Origin of the sequence: Thioalkalivibrio sp. ALMg11 (assembly GCF_000377905.1) — a bacterium.
Lineage (GTDB): Bacteria > Pseudomonadota > Gammaproteobacteria > Ectothiorhodospirales > Ectothiorhodospiraceae > Thioalkalivibrio.
Map to the genome: position 1 here is coordinate 211,960 of NZ_KB898874.1, position 20,379 is coordinate 232,338.

General features: G+C 65.4%; 23 protein-coding genes and 1 pseudogene. 2 read left to right on the plus strand and 22 right to left on the minus strand.

Annotated features, from left to right (window positions below):
* Window positions 1-68 precede the first annotated feature (68 nt).
* Window positions 69-560 (minus strand): low molecular weight protein-tyrosine-phosphatase, encoded by a 492-nt coding sequence (locus D578_RS0108500; RefSeq protein ID WP_026289261.1) that lies wholly within the window; start codon window positions 558-560, stop codon window positions 69-71.
* 120 nt (window positions 561-680) lie between these two features.
* On the opposite strand from D578_RS0108500, the gene D578_RS0108505 reads away from it, so the two are divergent.
* Window positions 681-1,949 (plus strand): flagellar hook-length control protein FliK, encoded by a 1,269-nt coding sequence (locus D578_RS0108505; protein WP_018949545.1) that lies wholly within the window; start codon window positions 681-683, stop codon window positions 1,947-1,949.
* A gap of 4 nt (window positions 1,950-1,953) precedes the next feature.
* Window positions 1,954-2,259 (plus strand): EscU/YscU/HrcU family type III secretion system export apparatus switch protein, encoded by a 306-nt coding sequence (locus D578_RS0108510; protein ID WP_018949546.1) that lies wholly within the window; start codon window positions 1,954-1,956, stop codon window positions 2,257-2,259.
* 51 nt (window positions 2,260-2,310) lie between these two features.
* Here D578_RS0108510 and D578_RS0108515 read toward each other — a convergent pair whose 3' ends face one another.
* From D578_RS0108515 to fliN, 21 genes and pseudogenes are all read right to left on the minus strand, one after another.
* Window positions 2,311-2,736: a DUF2802 domain-containing protein gene (locus tag D578_RS0108515; RefSeq protein WP_018949547.1), complete on the minus strand. Its 426-nt coding sequence runs from the start codon at window positions 2,734-2,736 to the stop codon at window positions 2,311-2,313.
* A 142-nt stretch (window positions 2,737-2,878) separates the two neighbouring features.
* Window positions 2,879-3,064, minus strand: a complete 186-nt coding sequence (locus tag D578_RS0108520; protein WP_018145732.1) for a hypothetical protein — start codon at window positions 3,062-3,064, stop codon at window positions 2,879-2,881.
* A gap of 63 nt (window positions 3,065-3,127) precedes the next feature.
* On the minus strand, window positions 3,128-3,586 hold the full coding sequence (locus D578_RS0108525; RefSeq protein WP_155996781.1) for a chemotaxis protein CheW: 459 nt from the start codon (window positions 3,584-3,586) through the stop codon (window positions 3,128-3,130).
* A gap of 127 nt (window positions 3,587-3,713) precedes the next feature.
* Window positions 3,714-4,424 (minus strand): chemotaxis protein CheW, encoded by a 711-nt coding sequence (locus D578_RS0108530; protein WP_018949549.1) that lies wholly within the window; start codon window positions 4,422-4,424, stop codon window positions 3,714-3,716.
* Window positions 4,421-5,221, minus strand: a complete 801-nt coding sequence (locus D578_RS0108535; RefSeq protein WP_018145735.1) for a ParA family protein — start codon at window positions 5,219-5,221, stop codon at window positions 4,421-4,423. The genes D578_RS0108530 and D578_RS0108535 overlap by 4 nt, the downstream gene beginning before the upstream one ends.
* A complete protein-coding gene (gene motD / locus D578_RS0108540; protein ID WP_018949550.1) occupies window positions 5,218-6,120 on the minus strand; it encodes a flagellar motor protein MotD in 903 nt (300 codons plus the stop codon). Before motD ends, D578_RS0108535 begins: the two co-directional genes overlap by 4 nt.
* A 7-nt stretch (window positions 6,121-6,127) precedes the next feature.
* The gene (locus D578_RS0108545; protein WP_018949551.1) at window positions 6,128-6,871 is read right to left on the minus strand and encodes a flagellar motor protein; all 744 of its coding nucleotides are present in this window, start codon (window positions 6,869-6,871) and stop codon (window positions 6,128-6,130) included.
* Window position 6,872: 1 nt separating this feature from the next.
* Window positions 6,873-7,988 carry a chemotaxis response regulator protein-glutamate methylesterase gene (locus tag D578_RS0108550; RefSeq protein ID WP_018949552.1) on the minus strand — a complete coding sequence of 372 codons (1,116 nt, stop codon included), beginning with the start codon at window positions 7,986-7,988 and terminating at the stop codon, window positions 6,873-6,875.
* A gap of 2 nt (window positions 7,989-7,990) precedes the next feature.
* Window positions 7,991-10,030: a chemotaxis protein CheA gene (locus D578_RS0108555; protein WP_018949553.1), complete on the minus strand. Its 2,040-nt coding sequence runs from the start codon at window positions 10,028-10,030 to the stop codon at window positions 7,991-7,993.
* A gap of 44 nt (window positions 10,031-10,074) precedes the next feature.
* A complete protein-coding gene (locus D578_RS0108560) occupies window positions 10,075-10,851 on the minus strand; it encodes a protein phosphatase CheZ (protein ID WP_018949554.1) in 777 nt (258 codons plus the stop codon).
* A gap of 95 nt (window positions 10,852-10,946) precedes the next feature.
* Window positions 10,947-11,327, minus strand: coding sequence for a chemotaxis response regulator CheY (gene cheY / locus D578_RS0108565; RefSeq protein ID WP_018145741.1), 381 nt, complete (start codon window positions 11,325-11,327; stop codon window positions 10,947-10,949).
* A gap of 41 nt (window positions 11,328-11,368) precedes the next feature.
* A complete protein-coding gene (locus D578_RS0108570) occupies window positions 11,369-12,136 on the minus strand; it encodes an RNA polymerase sigma factor FliA (protein ID WP_018949555.1) in 768 nt (255 codons plus the stop codon).
* Window positions 12,133-12,957, minus strand: coding sequence for a MinD/ParA family protein (locus D578_RS0108575; RefSeq protein WP_018949556.1), 825 nt, complete (start codon window positions 12,955-12,957; stop codon window positions 12,133-12,135). Before D578_RS0108575 ends, D578_RS0108570 begins: the two co-directional genes overlap by 4 nt.
* A 168-nt stretch (window positions 12,958-13,125) precedes the next feature.
* A pseudogene (gene flhF / locus D578_RS0108580) lies at window positions 13,126-14,218 on the minus strand (flagellar biosynthesis protein FlhF); the annotation flags it as partial.
* Between the two features lie 43 nt (window positions 14,219-14,261).
* Complete coding sequence (flhA, locus tag D578_RS0108585) at window positions 14,262-16,364, minus strand: flagellar biosynthesis protein FlhA (protein WP_018949558.1); 2,103 nt, start codon at window positions 16,362-16,364, stop codon at window positions 14,262-14,264.
* Window positions 16,364-17,515: a flagellar biosynthesis protein FlhB gene (flhB, locus tag D578_RS0108590; RefSeq protein WP_018949559.1), complete on the minus strand. Its 1,152-nt coding sequence runs from the start codon at window positions 17,513-17,515 to the stop codon at window positions 16,364-16,366. The genes flhA and flhB overlap by 1 nt, the downstream gene beginning before the upstream one ends.
* Window position 17,516: 1 nt before the next feature.
* On the minus strand, window positions 17,517-18,290 hold the full coding sequence (gene fliR, locus D578_RS0108595) for a flagellar biosynthetic protein FliR (protein WP_018949560.1): 774 nt from the start codon (window positions 18,288-18,290) through the stop codon (window positions 17,517-17,519).
* A gap of 4 nt (window positions 18,291-18,294) precedes the next feature.
* Window positions 18,295-18,564, minus strand: coding sequence for a flagellar biosynthesis protein FliQ (fliQ, locus tag D578_RS0108600; RefSeq protein ID WP_018145748.1), 270 nt, complete (start codon window positions 18,562-18,564; stop codon window positions 18,295-18,297).
* A 9-nt stretch (window positions 18,565-18,573) separates the two neighbouring features.
* Entirely contained in the window at window positions 18,574-19,326 is a 753-nt protein-coding gene (gene fliP, locus D578_RS0108605; RefSeq protein WP_018949561.1) for a flagellar type III secretion system pore protein FliP, read from the minus strand.
* On the minus strand, window positions 19,326-19,772 hold the full coding sequence (gene fliO, locus D578_RS0108610) for a flagellar biosynthetic protein FliO (RefSeq protein ID WP_026289262.1): 447 nt from the start codon (window positions 19,770-19,772) through the stop codon (window positions 19,326-19,328). The genes fliP and fliO overlap by 1 nt, the downstream gene beginning before the upstream one ends.
* Before the next feature lie 2 nt (window positions 19,773-19,774).
* Window positions 19,775-20,377, minus strand: a complete 603-nt coding sequence (gene fliN, locus D578_RS0108615) for a flagellar motor switch protein FliN (protein WP_018949563.1) — start codon at window positions 20,375-20,377, stop codon at window positions 19,775-19,777.
* Between the last annotated feature and the right edge of the window lie 2 nt (window positions 20,378-20,379).

The following is a 20,379-nucleotide window of genomic DNA, read 5'->3' on the forward strand; positions in this document are numbered from 1 at the left end:
CGGACGCTACGACGACCGACTTCGGAAACCCCTCCAACCCCCGTCCGGCCCACCAATCGGCAGCGGCATCAGGAAGCCTTCAGCGTGTGGCGCGCGCGGATATGCTCCAGAAGCCCGTCGGCAGCAGCCTCGACCAGGTCCATGACGTGTACGAACCCCTCGTCCCCGCCGTAGTACGGATCCGGGACTTCGTGTTCGTCGAACTGTGGCGCAAAATCCAGAAACCGCAGCAACTCCGCCCGCGCATCCGCCGGCCGGATGCGCTCTGCATTGCGGTAATTCGCGTCGTCCATGGTCAGGATGTAATCGAACTCCAGGAAATCCTCCGGCTCCAGGCGGCGCGCCCGCAGATGCTCCAGGTCGTAGCCGCGTGAGCGCGCCTCCTGGCGAGCCCGGCCATCCGCCTTCGCCCCCACGTGATACCCGGCGGTTCCGGCCGAATCGACCTCGATGGCCTCGTCCAGTCCATGGTCGCGCACCCGCGCCTCGAATACCCCATGGGCCATCGGCGAGCGACAAATGTTGCCCAGGCAAACCATCAGTACACGTATCTTCGACATGGCTCCACAGTCCGAATCGCGAAAGGCATCAGGATAACAAACCGGACATCCCGACCGGTGCCGTTTCGTCCCTCGCCCTGCGGTATGCCATGCTGAGGCTTTGCATCACGAGATCCATTGATGGTCGACCTTGGCGGTCCACGCATCCCCGGCTGGACGTCCCCCGGCAATGTGACCAGTGGGGTGGGCAGCGGAGCGCGGCAATCCCTCCAGACCGGAACACGCATCGAGGTTCGTGTTCTGGAAGTTCTGGCCGATCGCGGGGTGCGGTTGCGTCTCGAACCCTCCACGGGTCGCGGCGGCGCACCGACCGCAGCACGCCCCTCCGCCCCCGCACCGGTGGTAACCGCCCAGCTGACCGGCGCATTGCCCACGGCCTTGTTGAACCGGCCCGGTCCGGGCGCTTCCGGCACGGCCATGCTGGCCGAGATCACTCGCACCGAGCCACGTCTGGAGGTCCGCCTGCTACCCCTGACCATGGATCGTGCCGCACCCCGCCCCGCCAGTGGCGGCTCATCGGCCAACTCGGCCCAGCAATGGCTGGGACAAGAACTGCGCCAGCAGCTCCCCGGGGCACGCCCGCTGGGGCCGGCTCTGCACGGCCTGCTGACACCGGCCACCGGGGCGCCAGCCACCAACGCCATCCCCGGGGCCCAGGCGCCGCCCGCACTGCAACGGATCCTGGAACTCCTGCCCACGCCGGGCCAACTGGCACAGCCCGAGACCCTGCGCCAGCACATCCAGCAATCGGGACTCTGGATGGAGGCCATGCTGGGACAAGCGGGACGCAGTCAGGGCCCGATACATCCATTCGCGGCTGATCTCAAGGCCCAGCTGCTGCGTGCCGCCGACCAAGTTCGCCAAGGGGCTGACGCACGCCCTGCGGCGCACGCACCCCCCGCCACCGCCTCGGCTCCCCCTACCATGGCCGCACTGTCCGGGCTGCTGGAGGGGCTCCTGAAACGTGTCACGTCCCTGCAGCTGCAGTCGCTGCAATCCTTCGCAAGTGACGAACCCGGCAACAGTCGTTGGTTTTTCGAATTGCCGCTGCGCAGCGAGCAGGGCATCCACGGCGTCTACGGCGAGATCCACCGCGAAGGCGGAAGCGATGACGAAGCCGAACCGCCCTGGTCCATCGTGCTAACACTGGATATCGGTGACCTCGGCCCGACGCGGATCGCCCTGGCATCGCGCAATGGGGGTGTCAGCGTGCATTTCACCGCCCTCGAAGCCGGGACCGTCACGCGGCTGCGCAGCGAAATGGCCTATCTCCGCGATCGGCTGGGCGAGCGCGACCTGAATGTGACGGGGCTGTCGGTGCGTCAGGGCGAGGTTGATACTGACCCGCGCCCCGCGAATTTGCATCGCATGCTGGACGAACAGGCCTGAACCGATGGCACGCAAGGATCATGGGGACGACCGGGGCCAGTCACCTGCAAAGGCGGTCGCACTGGAATGGGATCGGCGGCAGGCCCCGCGGATCACCGCCAGCGGCTCGGGCCTGACGGCCGAGGCCATCCTGCGCATTGCCGAAGAACACGGGATCCCGCTGCATCAGGACCCGGCCCTGAGCGAGGCGCTTGCGCAGGTCCCTGTCGGCAGCGAGATCCCGGAAGAGCTCTACGTCGCGGTCGCGGAGATCCTGGCCTTTGTGTTCCTGCTGGCAGGGATCACACCCGACGACCGGACCAGCGGGTAGCAGGATCCCTCGCGCCGCTCCAATCCGGACCGCGAGGGTCCGGACCGGGGCTCATGATCGCCCGGCGAACCCGGTACCGCCGGCATTCCCGGAGCCGTGCAGGCTGAACAACAAATCGAGTTCGGTGGAAGTGAGGCCGCAACGCCGACGTACCTCTTCACGACCCAGGCCCTGCTGGATCAGAAGAATCGCCTGCTCGTAGGCGCCGCTGTCGCCCTCGCGGGCGCGCAACTCGCTGTGCTGGTCATGCAGGCGTTCCAGGGCACGCTGTACCGAGGCCTGCGCCTGCCCATGGGTCGCGACTCCCTCGGACAGGGCCTTCATTGCCCCTTGCAGGGCCATCACCGAGGTGGCCTGGCGCTGATAATCCTGGCGCAAGGCCACCAACTGACGACGCAACAGAATCACGAGCCCCACGGCAAATCCGGCGACGATGGTCGCCAGCAACGCAATCAACGCGGCGAGCCAGATCAGCATTCCCTCTCCCATTGCCTGCACTCTCCTGAAACCCGGGGCCTGCCGATTGTCGCGTGATTCGTGAGGGCGTGACCAGCCATGGAGAAAAATCGGACACGGAACGGCGCCCGCACCGAGTTCGCGCCAGTCCCCGGTGGGATCTTCAGGCGTAGTCGTCGATCAGGCCTCGCCGCTGGCGACGCTCTTCCTTGCGCGGCGGACGCTGCTGGGTGGGACGCACTGCAGGACGAAAAACCGGATCGCGGTCATGGTCGTCGCTCAAATTGCGCCCGGGAACGGTGGTATGGACCGGACGAACGGTCCGGTCCGGCTGGAGTTCGTCGACCATGGCTCACCTCCCGGCTTGCGCCTCATGGTCCTGGTCTGTTGACTGTAGACCCGAGGTGCGCGGCTACAGTTCGCGCAACTGCGCCCACTCCTCGTCCGACAGCAGCCTGTTCAAATCCACCAGGATGGTCAGGCCCTCCTCGGTGCTGGTCACGCCCTGGATAAAGCGGCTGCTGTCGTCGTTACCCACCTCTGGCGCCGGTTCGACCGAATCCGGGGAGATCCGCACGACCTCCGAGACGGAATCCACCAAAATCCCCACGTTCTGGTTGTCCACATCGATGATCACGATGCGCGATGCCTCATCCGACTCGCGATCATCCAGCCCCATACGGCGCCGGGCGTCGATCACCGTGACGACATTCCCACGCAGGTTGATGATCCCGAGGATGTAGTCCGGCACGCCGGGTACCGGGGCGATCTCGGTAACCTTGAGCACCTCCTGAACCTGCAGAACGTCGATCGCATAGGTTTCCTCCGCCAGACTGAAAGTCACATACGGAGCGGTGTCGGCCTTGGTCATGGCTTCTACGTCTTGTGCGCTGCTCATCTCATCCTCGATGTTCCGTGCCGGCGGGGGCCGCCCTGTGGTGTCGTCTTGACCGGGTTATCGGCCGATTACCGCCATGCTTGAATGGCGCCGGCAAGGATCAGTCCCAGCCACCCTCGTCGAGGGTACGATCCAGAGCCTCCAGGTCCAGCAACGTCGCCATCTTCTCGCGTTCCACGCCGGCCAGCCAGGGCAGGCGCCTGCGGTGGTTGCGCCAGCGCAGCGACTCCGGCTGGATCACCCGGGTACCGTGAATCGCCCGACAGGCCAGCGCGAACCGCGAACCCGCGAGAAACACCACCTGCCGGGCCGTATCCGGCTCGTAGTCGCGATCTTCCGGCGTCACCACTGCGGCCAGGTCAATCAGCTGAACCCGCCCCTGCTTGGTATCCGCCAATCCAAGGTACCAGACCGAGTGATTCGGGGTGGGCCGCACCTCCAGACTGTCCAGCGGCGCAACCCCTCCCAACGCATGGAGCGGCGCCAGCAGGGTCAGGTTGCCGGCCTCGATCACGAGGGCGGAAAACGGCTGCTCCGGCCGCGCATACTCGCGGTCCGCCGGATCGGCCGGCGGGGCTGGCGGGGTCGAGGCGGCTACCGGCACCGGAACCTCCACCGGATCCGGTTCACGGACCGGGGCTTCCAACTCCACCGCGGGCGCGGCTTCTGCTACCGGCGGCCGTGGCTCCAGGATGTCCGGTCGCAGAAGCGGGCGAACGGGCTCCGGCTCGTCTAGCAGGCTGCCGAAGTAGTCGTCCAGCGCCTCCGGCTCGGCCTTCAGGGCCAGGTTGTCGACTATGGAACGGTTCATCCGCGTCGCCTCCGTTCATGGGGTTCGGACAGGCGGCCACCGATGGCCTCCAGCAGATCCGAGTAGGCGAGCACACCCCGGGCGTCCGGGATCATGAAACACAGCGGCTGCCCGGCACTGGAGGCATCGCGGAATTTCGTGTCCACCGGGATTACGCCTGGCCAGACGTCGTCGCCGTACAAGCGGCGCAGTTCCGACAGGGCCTCGTGCGCCGCGCGCGTACGACGGTCGAACAGGGTCGGAATAATTCGGTACGCCAGCTCCGACTTGCGCGACTTCTGTACCATTTTCAGTGTATTGATCATCCGTTCAAGCCCCTTCAGGGCGAGGAATTCAGTCTGCACCGGCACCAGCAATTCGTCACAGGCGGCCAGCGCATTGACCATCAACACGCCAAGCATCGGTGGGCAATCCAGCAGCACGTAGTCGTACTGCTCCGAGATCTTCTCCAGAGCGTGACGCAGCACCAGCCCCATGCCACTGCGCGTGCCCAACTGGCGATCCAGCGTCGCCAACGCAGTACTGGCGGTCAGTAGATCCAGACCCGGGAATCGGGTCTCGCGGATCAGGCCGTTCGGGTCCGGGTCCGCGCCTTCGGCGCACTGGCTGAAAAGCTCGTACACCCCGCGCGTGGCGGTCTCCGGATCATGACCGAAATACGCCGTCAGCGATCCGTGCGGGTCCACATCCACCAGCAGCACGCGCTGCTCCGGGCCCGACAGGAGCCCGCCCAGCGTCACCGTGGTGGTGGTCTTGCCTACGCCCCCCTTTTGGTTTGCAACCGCCCAGACCTTCATGGTGTGTCTCCATCCGTCGGGAGCGGTGCGGGCGGAAGATCCTCGCGCAGGCGCTCCGGTTCCTGCGCGCCCTCGGCGCGCGGACGCGCCCCGGGCAGTACCACGATGGACACGCGCCGGTTCTCGGCCCGCCCCTCCGCGGTGTCGTTGCTGGCCGCCGGCCGGTGCTCGCCATAGCCAAGGGCGACCAGGTTCTCCGGATCGACCCCGACCTCCTCGAACACGCTGACCACCGCGGCCGCCCGTCCGGACGACAGTTCCCAGTTCGATGGATAGACCGCGGTCTGAATCGGCACATTGTCCGTGTGCCCCTCCACGTGAACGCGGGAGACACGTGGCGCAAGAATCCCGCCAACCTCTTGCAGAAGAGCTTCCGCCTGTGGGTTCAGGGTCGCCGCTCCGGACGCAAACAGCAGACGGCTGGTGATCTCGATCTCCAGCCAATAGGCCTCGCGCGTCACGCGCAGATCGCCATCCTCGATCCATTGCGCCATCGCCTGTTCGATCTCGCGGGCGGTATCCGCCAGTTCGTCCAGGAACGCCTGCATCCCAGCGTCATCCGGGCCGTCGTCAAGCATCCCACTCAAGGCCATGTCGATGGGCTGCGGACCATCCTCCACCAGACCCGGCTGGACCTCGATAGGCACCAGGGCACGCAGATCCTGCGGTGTGCGTTCCTGGGCCACGGTGGGATCCCCGACCTGAATCGGATCGGCCTGCATCGGTGCGCGAAAGGCGTCCACGAGCGACTCGGACAGTACCCGGTACTTGCCGTCGTCCACCGAGGAGATGGCGTACATCACCACGAAGAACGCCAGCAGCAGCGTGACCAGATCTCCATAAGGGATGGCCCACGCCTCGTGATTCTGGTGTTCTTCCGCCCGTTTGCGTCGCGCCATGGTGACCTCACTCGTGGATGAAGCCACTCAGCTTGCTTTCGATGTTCCGCGGGTTTTCCCCTTCTGCAATGGCGATCAGGCCTTCCATCAGCATTTGCTGGTGTTGCGAGCGGTTCTGAATAATCGACTTCAACTTGTTGGCCACCGGCAGGAACAGCAGGTTGGCCGAGGCAATGCCGTAGATCGTGGCGACAAACGCCGCCGCGATGCCTGCCCCGAGCTTGCTCGGATCCGCGAGGTTCTGCATCACCGCCATCAGTCCCATCACTGCGCCGACAATCCCCAGGGTCGGGGCATAGATCCCCATGCTCTCGAAGATCTTCGCGCCCTGCAGGTCGAAGTGCTCCCGGTTGTCGAGGTCGGCCTCCATGATCTGGCGGATGGTCTGCGGTTCGCTGCCGTCCACCAGCAATTGCAGCCCTTTGCGGGCGAAGCCGTCGGTCTCCTCGTCGGCCAGCGTCTCCAGGCCTAGCAGGCCTTCCTTGCGCGCCACGTGGGACCACTCGACGATCTGCTCGACCGTCGCGCGATTGTCGACCTTCGGCGGTTTGAAGGCCCACGGCAGGATGCGCATACCGTGCATGAAGACCGCCATCCGTGCCTGCACCAGGGTGGCCCCCAGGGTCCCCAGGACCACAATCAGGAAGGCCGCCGCATTCCACAGCGCACCCAGGCCACTGCCCTTGGCAATACTGCCGCCGAGCACCGCCACTAGCCCCAGGGTTATCCCGATGAGGCTCAGGATATCCATGTCAGCAGAACCCCTTCACCAGTGCGGGCCCAACTTCGGGCAGCGGGTACACATGATCGGTCAGTCCGGCCTCGGCCACTGCCGCCGGCATCCCGTACACCACGCAGGTCGCCGCATCCTGCGACCACACCTGGGCGCCCGCGCCTTTCAGCGCCCGCGTGCCTTCGCGACCATCGGCACCCATACCGGTCAGGATCACCGCGAGCACCTGTCCGCGCAGCGCATCCACGGCGGAACCGAAAGCCGCATCCACGCTCGGTTTGTAGATGGTCCCCAGAGGGCTCTCCGCGATCCGCACATGCGTCTGGCTGCCGCGTTCCAGCGTCGTCTGCATCCCGCCCGGGGCCAGCAGCGCCACGCCCGGTTTCAACACGTCACCGTCCTTCGCCTGACGCACCTCGATATTGCACATGGCATTCAGGCGCTCGGCGAAGGCCGGGGTAAAACTGGCGGGCATGTGCTGCACCAGCAGGATCGGCAGCGGGAAATTCGCCGGCAGTGGCTTCAGCACCTCCTGCAGTGCCACTGGACCGCCGGTGGAGGTGCCAATAAGAACCGCGCGCAACTGCCGCAGCGGCGTCGGCGGCCGGGTACTGGCCAGCGGCGGAGCCGGCTTGCGCGCGTCGGCCGCAGCCTGACGGTCCGTCTCTTCGCGCCGCGCGGACGGCCGCGCCTCCCGGGCGGGCGTAGTCGTGCCCGGCGCACTGACGGAGCGCGCCCGGCTGCGTGACAGTGAACGCACGCGACGCCGAAGCAGCATGCGCGCGCTGTCTTCGTCCCCCGCCATGTCGCTGAAGCGCTTGGGAAGAAAGTCCACCGCCCCCGCCTCCAGCGCATCCAGGGTCGCCTGGGCTCCCTCGGTCGTGAGACTGGAGAACATCAGGATCGGAAGCGGGCGCTCGGCCATGATCTTGCGCACCGCGGTGATGCCGTCCATCACCGGCATCTCGATATCCATGGTCACGACATCGGGATCGAGCTCCCGGACCTTGGCGATCGCCTGCTCGCCATTTTCGGCCGAACCCACGACCTCGATGCCGGAATCGGAGTCCAGGATCTCGGTGATACGCCGACGAAAGAAGCCCGAGTCGTCGACAACCAGAACCTTGATCGGCATCCTCAGCCCTCGCTCGAGCGCGACGCGCGGCGCGGTCGACCGGACATTTGCAGTTGCCGCATCAGGATGGTCACCAGGTCGGAGACGTCGAGGATCAGGGCGATGCCGCCATCTCCGGTGATCGTCGCTCCCGCCAGGCCCTTTACGCCTTGCAGATTCTGGCCCAGCGGCTTGATGACCACCTCTTCCTGCCCCACGAGATCATCCACCACCAGCCCGACCTTGCGGTCGGCCGTATGGACCACGACCACGTGGGCATCCTTGCGCGGCTCGGGCTCGTGCCCCGGCTTCAGCCAGCGCTTGAGGTAATGGATGGGCAGGGCGTGCTTGCGCACCATGATGACTTCCTGATCATCCACGTAATTCGTCTTGGTCAGATCCAGGTCCAGGATCTCGGAGACCGAGGCCAGCGGGATCGCAAAACGGCGGCCATCCAGAATCACCATCAGGGCGGGCAGGATCGCCAGGGTCAGGGGCAGCTTCACCCGCAGCGTGGTCCCCACGCCGATCTCGGAATCGATCTCGATGGTGCCGTTGAGCTGCGAGATCTTGGTCTTGACCACGTCCATGCCGACCCCGCGGCCGGAGACGTCCGAGATCTCGGTCTTGGTGGAGAATCCGGCCATGAAGATCACGTTGAAGGCCTCGCGATCGGTCATGCGTTCGGCCATCGCGGACTCCATCAGCCCCTTCTCCACCACCTTGCGCCGCAGGGCCTGTGGATCCATGCCACCGCCGTCGTCCTTGATCAGCAGCGCAATGTGATCGCCCTCCTGGGCCGCCCCGAGCACTACCGTACCCTTGCGCGGCTTACCCGCCGCCTCGCGCACATCGGGCGTCTCGATGCCATGGTCCACAGCATTACGCACCAGATGCACCAGCGGATCGGACAGGGCCTCGACCAGATTCTTGTCGAGGTCGGTTTCCTCACCGAAGATCTCCAGTTCGATCTCCTTGCCGAGGTTCCGCGACAGATCCCGGATCACGCGCGGGAAGCGGTTGAAGACCTTCTTCACCGGTTGCATCCGGGTCTTCATCACCGAGGTCTGCAGGTCGGAGGTCACCAGCGCCAGGGAGCTGATCGCCTTGCCCAGTTCGTCGTCGACATGCTGCGAACGCAGCATGCTCAAGCGATTGCGCACCAGTACCAGCTCGCCCACCAGGTTCATGATCTCGTCCAGGCGCTCGGTATCCACGCGCACGGAGGTCTCGCCCTGCGGCGCCGAGCGCCCACCGGCAGCCGCCGGTTCCGGCGTTACCGCTTTTTCCGGCTCTGCCGCCGTTGCGGCGGGTTCGACCGGCATCGGTTCCGCAGGGTCGCCCGCAGCAGGCTCGGGCGTCGCCGGACCTCCGCCCTTGGCCTGCAACTCGTCCAGCAAATTCTCGAACTCGTCGTCGCTGATCAGGTCGCCGCTCGCGGGATCCTGGCCGCCACCCGGGCCTTCGCCGGCACCGGAGCCGCCCGGCGCGGCCGCATCCACAGGCGCCGGGGCACCGTCGCCATGCAGCGTATCCAGCAGGGCCTCGAACTCGTCGTCCGTGATCTCCTCCCCACCGCCCACCATGGCGTCACCGGCGGCCGAGGCCGGGGCCACCGGCTCGGGAGCCGGTTCAGGCGCTGGCGGCGCCGCGGCGGTATCCCCGGCGACGTCTTCGTTCTTCGCCATGCGCCGCAGGTCCTCGACCACGTCGGCCTCGGCCGGGGTCGGATCCACTCCGGAGCGTAGATCCCCGAACATGACGTTCAGGGAGTCCAGCACGCGGAGCATGGTGTCCATCAGATGGCTGTCGGCACGGCGTTCGCCGTTGCGCAGCAAATTGAAAACATCCTCGGCGTGGTGACACACCGTCACCAGCGCATCCAGGCTCAAAAACCCGGCGCCACCCTTGATGGTATGGAAGCTTCGAAATACCGCATTCAACAGATCCCGGTCGTCCGGGTTCTGCTCCAGGTCGATGAGTTGCTCGTTGAGCCCCTCCAGCAGTTCCCCGGCCTCGATCAGGAAGTCCTGAAGGATTTCGTCATTGGGGTCGATGGCCATTCAGTCTCTCCGGTCCCGTGGCGCCAGTCGTATGAGGTGCACTGCTAGAAGCCCAGGCTTGATAGCAGATCGTCCACCTCGTCCTGTCCTTGAACGACATCCGCGCTGGAATCTTGAGTCTTGGGCACACTGGGACCGCGCCCCTTGCGGTCCGCCTCGCGATCTTCTTCGCCACGATCCAGGGACGCCTCGGCCGCTTCCACCTGCTCCATGCGCCCGCTAGAGAGCCGGATCAGGGTGACGAGGTTCTCTTCGAGATCGGTCACCAACTGGATCACCCGGCGAATCACCTGGCCGGTAATGTCCTGATAACTTTGTGCCATCAGCACCTCGGAGAGCAGACGCCGCAACTCCTCGGCGTCCTCCCCCGCCTGCCCGAAGAAGCTATCCAGCTCACGCGCGAAATCGCGGAATTCGTCCACCGAGAGCTGCCGGTTGCGAAAGCGCGTCCATTTGGCGGTCAAGTCGGCCGCCTGCTGGCTGAACGACTCGGCGATCGGCAGGCTCGACTCAATGGCGCCCATCGTGGCGTGCGCGGCCTGCTCGGTCATGGTGACCACGTAGTTCAGGCGTTCCTTCGCATCCGGGATCTCCGCCTGCGTCAGCTCCACCAGACGCGAGTCCCCGCGGAAGCTTTGCAAGGCCTCGTGCAGATCGCGCGTCAGCTTGCCCAGTTCATCGAAGAGCTCGCGGTCGTATGGGCGCGCAAGATCCTGCACCAGCGCACGCGCCGCCGCGTCGTCGCCCGCCTCGAGCGTCTGCACCAGTTGCCGGGCCAGCTCGAGCTGGCCGTCGCGTGGGGGGTGTTCCTGTTCAGTCATGAGGAGCCTCTTGCTGGTACGGCGCTGAAGGAGCCGGAGTCCGTCCACCCGCGCAAGCGAGACGGACGTCGTCCGTATTCACCACCGGGCGATCCTTAGCCCTGGGCTTCAATACGTTCGAAGATCTTGTCGATCTTTTCCTTCAGCGTTTCGGCGGTAAACGGCTTGACCACATAACCGTTCACACCCGCCTCCGCAGCCTCCACGATCTGGTCGCGCTTGGCCTCGGCCGTCACCATCAGCACCGGCATCGACTTCAGGTTGGCGTCCGCCCGGACGGCCTTCAGCAGGTCGATGCCCGGCATGTTGGGCATGTTCCAGTCGGTAATCAGGAAGTCGAAATCACCATTCTGCAGCATCGGCAGCGCGGTGCTGCCGTCGTCGGCTTCCTGCGTATTATTGAAGCCAAGATCGCGCAAGAGGTTCTTGATAATGCGCCGCATCGTGGAAAAGTCGTCCACGATGAGAATTTTCATTCCCTTGTCCACACGTCACTCCGGGATTCGTAAGGTGAGTTTTAGAATAACTGCAAAGCCGAGCCGTCTTCGAGCCACGACCCCATGCGCGCACGCAGCCGAATGACCGCCTGGCTGCGAATCTGGCTCACGCGTGACTCGGTCACGCCCAGAACAGCTCCGATCTCGCGCAGATTCAGTTCTTCGGTGTAATACAGCGACAGCACCAGGCGTTCGCGTTCAGGCAGGTCCCCCAGGGCCTCGGCCAACTCCTCGCGAAACTCGCCAGCCTCAAGGCTACGCGACGGAGAGACTTCCTGCCCCTCGATCACGCGATCGGCCCCGTCATCCCCGCCGCCGAGATCGTCCAGTGCAAACAGATGGGCCCCGGCGTGGTCCTTGAGCATGTCGTAATAATCATCAATGGGCACATCCAGCTCGGCCGCCACCTCGCTCCCACGCGCCGCACGCCCCTCGCGGGCCTCGACGCTCTGGATCGCGGCGGCAATGCGCCGGCTGTTGCGATGCACCGAGCGCGGCGTCCAGTCGCTGCGACGCAGCTCGTCGATCATCGCACCGCGGATGCGGATTCCGGCGTAGGTGGCAAAGGTCGCCCCCTGCCCACCCTCGAACTGCCGCGCCGCCTCCAGCAGACCGATCATGCCGGCCTGGATCAGGTCATCGACCTGGACCGAGGCCGGCAGGCGGGCCATCAGGTGGTGCGCAATGCGGTGCACCAGTTCGACGTGATCGGCAATCAACTTCTCGTGTCCACCGGTCGCGGTGGACGTCGCCTGATAGCCGGAAAGTCGATTACGCGTCGTCATCATGCGCTCTGCAGCATTCGTTCCACGAAGAACCCGACGCCCCCGTGGTCACCCCCACCTACTGGCCAGCGGTCCACCGTCCGCGCCAGTTCGGCAAACGCCTTGCCGGCCGGACTGCCGGGATACTGCTGAACCACCGGCGCCCTTTTCTGCACGGACTTGCGCAGATGCTCGTCCATGGGGATATAGCCGGCCAGGTCCAGAACCACCTCCGGCAGGTAATTGCCGCAGACGGTATTGAGTTTCTGCATCAGCCGCTCCGCACCCTCGCGGCCACTGACCATGTTGGTGACCATGCGGAAACGCCGCAGCCCATGATCGCGGTGCAGCACCTTGATCAGGGCATAGGCATCGGTAATCGAAGCCGGCTCGTCGCAGACCACGACCAGGGTCTCCTGTACCGCCCGGCAGAACGAAGTCACCGACTCCTGCAGGCCCGCAGCGGTATCCACGATCAGGACATCCAGCGGTTTGCGGTAGGCACTGAAGGCATGGATCAGGCCCGCGTGCTCGGCCGGCGTGAGGTTCGCCATCGCCGCGATACCCGAGGCCGACGGGACCACCTTCACCCCGTCCGGCCCCTGGACCAGGACATCGTCCAGGCTGTCCACCGTGCCGGTCACCAGGTCATGCAGGGTGCGCTCCGGGCGCATCCCGAGCAACAGGTCCACGTTGGCCAGGCCCAGATCCGCATCGAACAGCATCACCTCGCGGCCCAACCGGGCCAGGCCAACCGCCAGATTGACCGAGACGTTGGTCTTGCCCACCCCGCCCTTGCCCGAGGCGACCGCAATGACCTTTAACGGCTTGTTAGTGCGTGGCATAGCGCCCCTTTCCAACCGGCTGAATCAGTTCCAGTGTTGCCGGCTCGGCCCCTTGCGCCGGGCGCAGAGGCGAGCGCGAGCGTCGCGGCGGTTCCATTTCCGCAAGCCGCTCGGCGGCCCAGGTCTCGCGTGCATTGCCAGCCGCGCGCGCGCCCTCCGCGTCGTCGTCCAGCGCCATGCGGGTCAGATACCCCGTATCGACCCGGTGAAAATCCTCGGCGATGCGCTGGCCATCGCTCACGAACCCAAGTCCCAGGTGCTGATCCAGCAGTACCGACAGGACCTCGCCCAGCTGTTCCGCCTCGTCCAGCTTGGTCAGCACCAACGCCGAAGGATCCGCCTTGCGAAATGCCTCCAGTACCCGCCGCAACGTACTGCCCTGAGTCGTGGCCGACACGACCAACCAGCTCTCGCCGCGGATATCCGGCGGCAGGTGTGCGAACAGCGACTCTTCTTCCACCGCACGCGGCGCCTGCCCGGCGGTATCCACCAGGATCAGGTGGCCATCGTCCACGCGCCGCGCCAACTCGCGCAGTTCGCGCGCATTCTGCAGCACGCGCACCGAGATCCCCGCCATCTGAGCGAAGGCTTGCAACTGCCGTGTTGCACCGATGCGCTGGCTATCCAGGGTCACCAGCGTAACCGAATCCGGTCCCATCCGACGGATCTGGCGCAGCGCGATCCGTGCCAGCGTGGTGGTCTTTCCGACCCCGGTCGGCCCCACCATCGCCAGCAGCCCACCCTCGTCCAGGATCGACGGGCGATGCGTGGCAATCGCGCCCGAAAGGCGCGCGCGGAGACGTTCCCAAGCCTGCTCGGGGGAGCTGTCATCGAGGATGCTACCAGCCAGACTGCGGGCCAGCGATTCACTGAAGCCGCGATCGATCAGGCGTGCCTTGCATTCCGCAGCCAGCGGATGGCGGGCCGCCCAGCGGGCCTCGTCGCTCTCCGCATACTGACGCGTCATCAGGCTGCGCAGGTCGCGCAACTCCTGGCGCATCGCCGTGAGCTCGGGGTCGGCCGGCCAGGAAGGCGCCGCCGAATTCGGGGCGCGGTCGGCGGTACGTGCCTCGCGGGCCGGGTTTGCAACCTCCTGCTCGCGAACCGGCTCCGAGGACTCGCCATCCTCCAGGGCGGCGACCACCTCCAGCCAGCCATCCACCCGGCGACTGGAGAGGATCACGGCATCCTCTCCCTGTTGTTCGCGCACCTGACGCATAGCGTCGCGCATGTCCCGGGCCCGATATCGTCTGACATTCATGCTTTGATCTCCTGCGCCGCTCACGCGGCGGAACCCCTATGTCTCATGCGGACTGCTTCTGCGTTTCTTCCTGACCGACCGTGGCCACTACCCGAATCCGCCGGTTGTCGGGGATCTCGGTAAACGCCAGGACGGTCAGGCTGCGAACCGCGCCGCGCAACCAGCCGGCTATCCAGGAACGGATCTCCGGTGCCACCACCAGGATCGCCGGTTGACCGGCTGTCTCCTGGCGGCGCGCCGCGTCGGCAACCGAACGCTGCAGCCGTTCCGCCAGCCCGGGCTCCAGTCCAACCGTGCCGCCCGAGCTGCCCTGCAGGGACTTATGCAAGAGCTGTTCCAGCGACGGGTCCAGGGCGATCAGTGGCAGCTCATCCTCCGGTCCTACAAGGTCCTGGACGATGGAACGCGCCAACGCGACGCGCACGGCAGCTGTCAAAGTGCCGGGATCCTGACTCTTCACCCCGTCATCTGCCAGGGTTTCGGCGATCGTCCGCAGGTCGCGGATCGAGACCTGCTCCGCCAGCAGGTTCTGCAACACCTTCAGCACGATCGACAACGACAGCGTCTTGGGCACGAGGTTCTCCACCAGCTTCGGCGAATGGCGCGCCAACTGATCCAGCAGATGCTGCGCCTCCTCGTGTCCGATCAGGCGGTGGGCGTTCTCGCGGAACACCTGCGACAGATGCGTCGCAATCACCGTCGAACAGTCGACCACGGTATAACCGGCACCCTGGGCCTGGTCGCGATCCGAAGGATCGATCCACAGGGCATCCAGGTTGAAGGTCGGGTCCTTGGTCGGGGTACCCGGGACGGTGCCGAAGACCTCGCCCGGATTGATGGCCAGTTCGCGATCGGGAAACACCTCGGCCTCGGCCACAGTGACGCCCAGCAGGCTGATCCGGTAGGCGTTCGGGCTCAGCTCCAGGTTGTCGCGGATGTGCACCGGCTGCAGCAGGAAGCCGAGCTCCTGCGACAGCTTGCGGCGCACGCCCTTGATCCGGCCCATCAGCTGGCCGTCCTGGGTGCGGTCCACCAAGGGGATCAGGCGGTAGCCGACCTCGAGGGAGACCAGGTCCACCGGCGGGACATCTTCCCAGGTCAGGTCGCGATCCTCCGAACGAGTCCCGCCTTCGTCTCCCTGAGGGATGCGTTCCACCTCCGCCTCGACCTCGCGGCCCTGGCGTTTGAGCAGGTAGGCCCAGCCAAAGATCAGCGCCGCCAGTCCCAGGAACACGGCATTCGGCATGCCCGGCACGAGGCCCAGCGCGCCGATCACGCCACCGGCGACGTACAGGACCCGCGGGTTGGAGAACATCTGGCCGTAGACCTGCTGGCCCATGTCCTGGCTGCTGGTCACGCGGGTCACGATGATCGCGGTGGCGGAGGACAGCACCAGCGAAGGGATCTGGGCAACGATGCCGTCGCCAATGGTCAGCAGCACGTAGTTGGTGGCGGCATCGCCGATCGACATGCCGTGCTGCACCGCACCGATAGTCAGCCCGCCGATGATGTTCACGAACAGGATCAGGATCCCCGCGATCGCATCACCGCGAACGAACTTGGAGGCACCGTCCATGGAGCCGTAGAAGTCCGCCTCGCTGGCGATCTCCTCGCGGCGCTTACGCGCCTCTTCCTGGCTGAGGATCCCGGCATTCAGGTCGGCGTCGATCGCCATCTGCTTGCCCGGCATGGAATCCAGGGTGAAGCGTGCGCTGACCTCGGACACGCGCCCGGCCCCCTTGGTCACCACCACGAAGTTGATGATGATCAGGATCGCGAACACCACCAGCCCCACGGTGTAGTTGCCACCGACCACGAAGTCGCCGAAGGCCTGGATGACCTTGCCGGCGGCATCGGTGCCGGTGTGGCCTTCCAACAGGATCACGCGGGTGGAGGCGACGTTCAGCGCCAGGCGCAGCAGCGTGGCGACCAGCAACACGGTCGGGAAGACTGCGAATTCCAGCGGCCGCGGGGTGTACACCGCAACCATGATCACGACCAGCGACAGCGCGATATTGAAGGTGAACAGCACGTCCAGCGCCACCGGCGGCAGCGGCAGCACCATCATCGAGAGCATCGCGATCAGCAGGATCGGCGCCCCCAGACCCCACTTGCCGACGTTACCCAAACGGTCAAAGAAGGCCATTAGTGATCCCTCCGCTTGCCGCGCTGCTTGTCAGGATCCAGATAGTCCTCGGGCACCGGCAGGTCATCCGGCATCTGCGCCTCGGCATCGGCCCGCTTGAGCTGGTAGACGTACGCCAGGATGCGGGCCACGGCCACGAACAGACCGTTGGGAACTTCCTGATTCAGATCGGTGGTGAAGTAGATGGCGCGGGCCACGCGCGGGGCCTCGACGCGGATGATCGCGTGTTCGTCCCCGACTGCACGGATCGAGGCGGCCACCTCGTCGACGCCCTTGGCCACCACCTTCGGTGCCGCCATGCGCGAGGCCTCGTAGACGATAGCCACGGCATAGTGGGTCGGGTTGGTGATGATCACGTCGGCCTTGGGGACCTCCTCCATCATTCGCCGCTGCGCCATCTCCTGCTGCAACTGGCGGATCTTTTGTTTGACCTCCGGCTTCCCGTCGGTCTCCTTGTACTCATCCTTCACTTCCTGCCGAGTCATGCGCAGCTGTTTCTGGTGATTCCACATCTGGAACGGCGCATCGATGGCCGCCACGACGATCAGCGCCGCGGACACCGCGATGAAGGTTCCCAGCACCAGCTGGGCGGCATGGCTAATGCCCTGATGGATGGGCTCGTAGCCGAGCATCAGCAGCCGGTCGGAGAAGGTGGCCAGCACGGCGACCGCGACACTGCTGATCAGTACGAACTTGGCGAAGGTCTTGCCGAACTCCATCAGCCCCTGCCAGGAGAAGATTCGCTTGAGGCCCTTCCCGGGATTCAGCTTGGAGGCCTTGGGCGCGGCGGCCTTCCAGGAAAAATTGGCGCCGCCGATCACGATCGGCGCGAGTACCGCGGCTACGATCAGTACGCCGAACAACGGGAACAGGGTCCGCAGGGTACGGAAGATCTCATCGGCCAGATAAGGCAATAACAGCGACGAGTCGTAGGCCATTTCGCGTTCGAAATCCAGGCGACTGCTCATCTGTTCAGTAAGTTGCGCGCCCATATTCGGGCCGTACATCAGCAGGAAGCTCCCGCCCGCCATCAGCACCAGAAAGGTGCTCAGCTCGCGCGAGCGCGGGACCTGACCCTTCTCCTTCGCCTCGCGAAGGCGTTTCGGAGTGGGCTCTTCGCTTTTTTCCTGTCCGCTCTCGTTCTCGGCCATCTCAGAAGCCCATCCGGGTCTGCATCAGGTTGAAGCCCTCGAGCATCAGCTCGCCGAAGCGTTCGGGCAGGCCCGGCAGGATCAACATCATCAGTACGAACCCGATCAGGATCATCATCGGGAAACCCACCGCGAAGATGTTGAGTTGCGGGGACGCGCGAGTGATGACCCCCATGGAGATATTCACCAACAGAAGCGAGGCAACCGCCGGCAACGCCACCAGCACCGCTCCCACAAACATCGTGGAGCCGAAGCCCACCAGGGCGTAGAAGGCCTCGGCGTTCAGACCGGTCGGCGCGATCGGCATGGTCTCGAAGCTGGTCAGCATCAGCTCCAGAGCGATCAGATGGCCATTCATCGCCAGGAACAGGAGGGTCGAGAAGATCACAAAGATGGTGGAGACCACCGGGACCTGCACGCCCTGGGCCGGATCCATGATCGAGGCAAAACCCAGGCCCATGCCCAGTGCGACCACCTCGCCCGCCTGGGTCACGGCCGAGAACACCATTTGCAGGATGAAACCCATGAACACGCCGATCGCGATCTGGTGCAGGGTGACCAGCACGCCCTCCAGGCTGAGCGGATCGATATCCGGCAGGACCGGGCCCTGCATGGCCACGAAGATCGCCAGCAGCAGCGCCAGCCCCATGCGCACCCGCGCATTGACCGTATCCGCCCCGAAGATCGGCATGGCGACGAGCATGGCGCCAATGCGGGCGAACGGCCACAGGACCGCCCCCACCCACAGCACCAGCTGTTCCGCCGCCAGGGTCATACGCCTACCCCACCATCCCCGGCGCACCCTCGTAGAGGCGCTCGGTGTAGTCGATCAACAACGCCAGCATCCAGTGCCCACTAATCAGCAGCGCCGCGAACATCGCCAGCAGCTTGGGGATGAACGACAGGGTCATTTCCTGTATCTGGGTCGCTGCCTGCAGCATCCCGATGGTCAGACCCACGGCCAGCGCCGTCAGCAGCGGCGGCGCGGCCAGCAGGACCACCACGGTCAGCGTCTCGCGACCGATGTCCACAACGAGTTCGGGTGTCATCGCGCTCTCCTACACGAAGAAACTGGTGGCAAGGGTGTTCATCATCAGCGCCCAGCCGTCCACCAGAACGAACAGCATCACCTTGAACGGCAGCGAGATAATCAGCGGGGAGAGCATCACCATCCCCATCGACATCAGGACCGAGGCCACCACCAGGTCGATGATCAGGAACGGGATCAGGATCAGGAAGCCAATCTGGAATGCGGTCTTCAGCTCGCTGGTAATGAACGCCGGCACCAGCAGGTTCAACGGGATGTCATCCGCCTCCTCGAATCCGTCGATCCCGTTGATCTCGGCAAACATCGCGATATCGCTCTCGCGGGTATGCACCAGCATGAACTCGCGCAACGGCTGCACCCCCGCCTCGATCACCTCCTCCGTCCCGATCTCCTCGTTCACGTAGGGCACAAACGCGGTCTCGTAGATCTCGTCGAGCACCGGGGCCATCACGAACAGGGTCAGGAAAAAGGCCAAACCGATCAGGATCTGGTTCGAGGGTGTCTGGGTCGTGCCCAGGCCCTGGCGCAGGATCGCCAGCACCACAATGATCCGGGTGAAGGAGGTCATCATGATCAGGATCGACGGCAGCAGGGTCAGCAGCGTCATCAACAGGATGATCTGCAGCGTGACCGAGTAGGTCTCGCCCCCGTCTCCGTTGGTGGTCACCGTCAGGGCCTCGATGCCCTGCGCCACCTGGGCCCCGGCGAGGCCCGGCAGGAGCAGCAGGCCCAGTGCCAGCGCGAACCGCAGGAACAGCGCCATCACGACTGCCCCCGCTCGCTGCTACCGTGCGGAGCCCGGCGGGTCACGGCGCGCTTGAGCGCACTGGAGAAGTCCGGGGTCTCACCTGCCGGCGCCACCACGGGCTCGCGCATCGTGTGCAGGGTGCGCATGCCTGAGGGCGCCACGCCCACCAGCACCTGTTCATCGCCCACCTGGACCAGCACCAGACGCTCGCGCGTGCCCACCGAGCGTGCCGCGACGATCTCGATCACCTGCGAGCCGCGGTTCAACCCGCCCTGGGTCCGGCGCAGGATCCAGCCCAGCACCACAATGGCGCCGATCACCAGTACCAGACCGCCGATTAACTGGGTCAGATAGGCCGCGGCCCCGCCACTGCCACCCTCCGCAAGGGCAGTCAAAGGCCAGAGGGTCCCCGTGACGGCCGCCAGGACGACGGCCGATATGCGCGTATTACGTGGATTCATGGCTATTTAAGCTTGCGGATGCGCTCACTGGGGCTGATCACATCGGTCAGCCGGATACCGAACTTCTCGTTGACCACCACGACCTCGCCATGAGCGATCAGCGTGCCGTTCACCAGCACGTCCAGCGGCTCCCCGGCCAGACGGTCCAATTCCACCACCGAGCCCTGGTTCAGCTGCAGCAGGTTGCGGATCGGGATGCGCGTGCGACCGATCTCCATGGCGATGGTCACCGGGACGTCCAGCACCATCTCCAGGTTCATCTCCTCGCCGTCGCCCTGCACCACGCCCGACAGTTGTTCAGGCTGCAGCGCCTCCGCGGCCGAATCCGGCTTGTGCTTGCGTTCCTTCTTCTCGGTCTTCGGCGCCTCTTGCGCGGACGCGGCACCCCCACCGCCTTGCGCCTCGTTCAGCAGGGCGTCCGGGTCGGCGGCCTCTTCGTCGCCCTTCTGTTCGGCCAGGGCGGACTGTTCGGCCAGGGCGGCCCCCCATTCGTCGGCCAGCGCCTGGTCGTCGGAACCGCCTTCCGACTCGGCCGTGGTCTGTTCTTCCACCCCTTCTTCATCCGGGGTGCGGGTGTCCTGCTTGGGATCGTCGGTGTCAGCCATGC

What these genes read in the sequence shown, in the direction of transcription:
- D578_RS0108500 (WP_026289261.1), bottom strand. Translation starts at nt 560, where the DNA reads ATGTCGAAGATACGTGTACTGATGGTTTGCCTGGGCAACATTTGTCGC.
- D578_RS0108505 (WP_018949545.1), top strand. Translation starts at nt 681, where the DNA reads ATGGTCGACCTTGGCGGTCCACGCATCCCCGGCTGGACGTCCCCCGGC.
- D578_RS0108510 (WP_018949546.1), top strand. Translation starts at nt 1,954, where the DNA reads ATGGCACGCAAGGATCATGGGGACGACCGGGGCCAGTCACCTGCAAAG.
- D578_RS0108515 (WP_018949547.1), bottom strand. Translation starts at nt 2,736, where the DNA reads ATGCTGATCTGGCTCGCCGCGTTGATTGCGTTGCTGGCGACCATCGTC.
- D578_RS0108520 (WP_018145732.1), bottom strand. Translation starts at nt 3,064, where the DNA reads ATGGTCGACGAACTCCAGCCGGACCGGACCGTTCGTCCGGTCCATACC.
- D578_RS0108525 (WP_155996781.1), bottom strand. Translation starts at nt 3,586, where the DNA reads ATGACCAAGGCCGACACCGCTCCGTATGTGACTTTCAGTCTGGCGGAG.
- D578_RS0108530 (WP_018949549.1), bottom strand. Translation starts at nt 4,424, where the DNA reads ATGAACCGTTCCATAGTCGACAACCTGGCCCTGAAGGCCGAGCCGGAG.
- D578_RS0108535 (WP_018145735.1), bottom strand. Translation starts at nt 5,221, where the DNA reads ATGAAGGTCTGGGCGGTTGCAAACCAAAAGGGGGGCGTAGGCAAGACC.
- motD (WP_018949550.1), bottom strand. Translation starts at nt 6,120, where the DNA reads ATGGCGCGACGCAAACGGGCGGAAGAACACCAGAATCACGAGGCGTGG.
- D578_RS0108545 (WP_018949551.1), bottom strand. Translation starts at nt 6,871, where the DNA reads ATGGATATCCTGAGCCTCATCGGGATAACCCTGGGGCTAGTGGCGGTG.
- D578_RS0108550 (WP_018949552.1), bottom strand. Translation starts at nt 7,988, where the DNA reads ATGCCGATCAAGGTTCTGGTTGTCGACGACTCGGGCTTCTTTCGTCGG.
- D578_RS0108555 (WP_018949553.1), bottom strand. Translation starts at nt 10,030, where the DNA reads ATGGCCATCGACCCCAATGACGAAATCCTTCAGGACTTCCTGATCGAG.
- D578_RS0108560 (WP_018949554.1), bottom strand. Translation starts at nt 10,851, where the DNA reads ATGACTGAACAGGAACACCCCCCACGCGACGGCCAGCTCGAGCTGGCC.
- cheY (WP_018145741.1), bottom strand. Translation starts at nt 11,327, where the DNA reads ATGAAAATTCTCATCGTGGACGACTTTTCCACGATGCGGCGCATTATC.
- D578_RS0108570 (WP_018949555.1), bottom strand. Translation starts at nt 12,136, where the DNA reads ATGATGACGACGCGTAATCGACTTTCCGGCTATCAGGCGACGTCCACC.
- D578_RS0108575 (WP_018949556.1), bottom strand. Translation starts at nt 12,957, where the DNA reads ATGCCACGCACTAACAAGCCGTTAAAGGTCATTGCGGTCGCCTCGGGC.
- flhA (WP_018949558.1), bottom strand. Translation starts at nt 16,364, where the DNA reads ATGGCCTTCTTTGACCGTTTGGGTAACGTCGGCAAGTGGGGTCTGGGG.
- flhB (WP_018949559.1), bottom strand. Translation starts at nt 17,515, where the DNA reads ATGGCCGAGAACGAGAGCGGACAGGAAAAAAGCGAAGAGCCCACTCCG.
- fliR (WP_018949560.1), bottom strand. Translation starts at nt 18,290, where the DNA reads ATGACCCTGGCGGCGGAACAGCTGGTGCTGTGGGTGGGGGCGGTCCTG.
- fliQ (WP_018145748.1), bottom strand. Translation starts at nt 18,564, where the DNA reads ATGACACCCGAACTCGTTGTGGACATCGGTCGCGAGACGCTGACCGTG.
- fliP (WP_018949561.1), bottom strand. Translation starts at nt 19,326, where the DNA reads ATGGCGCTGTTCCTGCGGTTCGCGCTGGCACTGGGCCTGCTGCTCCTG.
- fliO (WP_026289262.1), bottom strand. Translation starts at nt 19,772, where the DNA reads ATGAATCCACGTAATACGCGCATATCGGCCGTCGTCCTGGCGGCCGTC.
- fliN (WP_018949563.1), bottom strand. Translation starts at nt 20,377, where the DNA reads ATGGCTGACACCGACGATCCCAAGCAGGACACCCGCACCCCGGATGAA.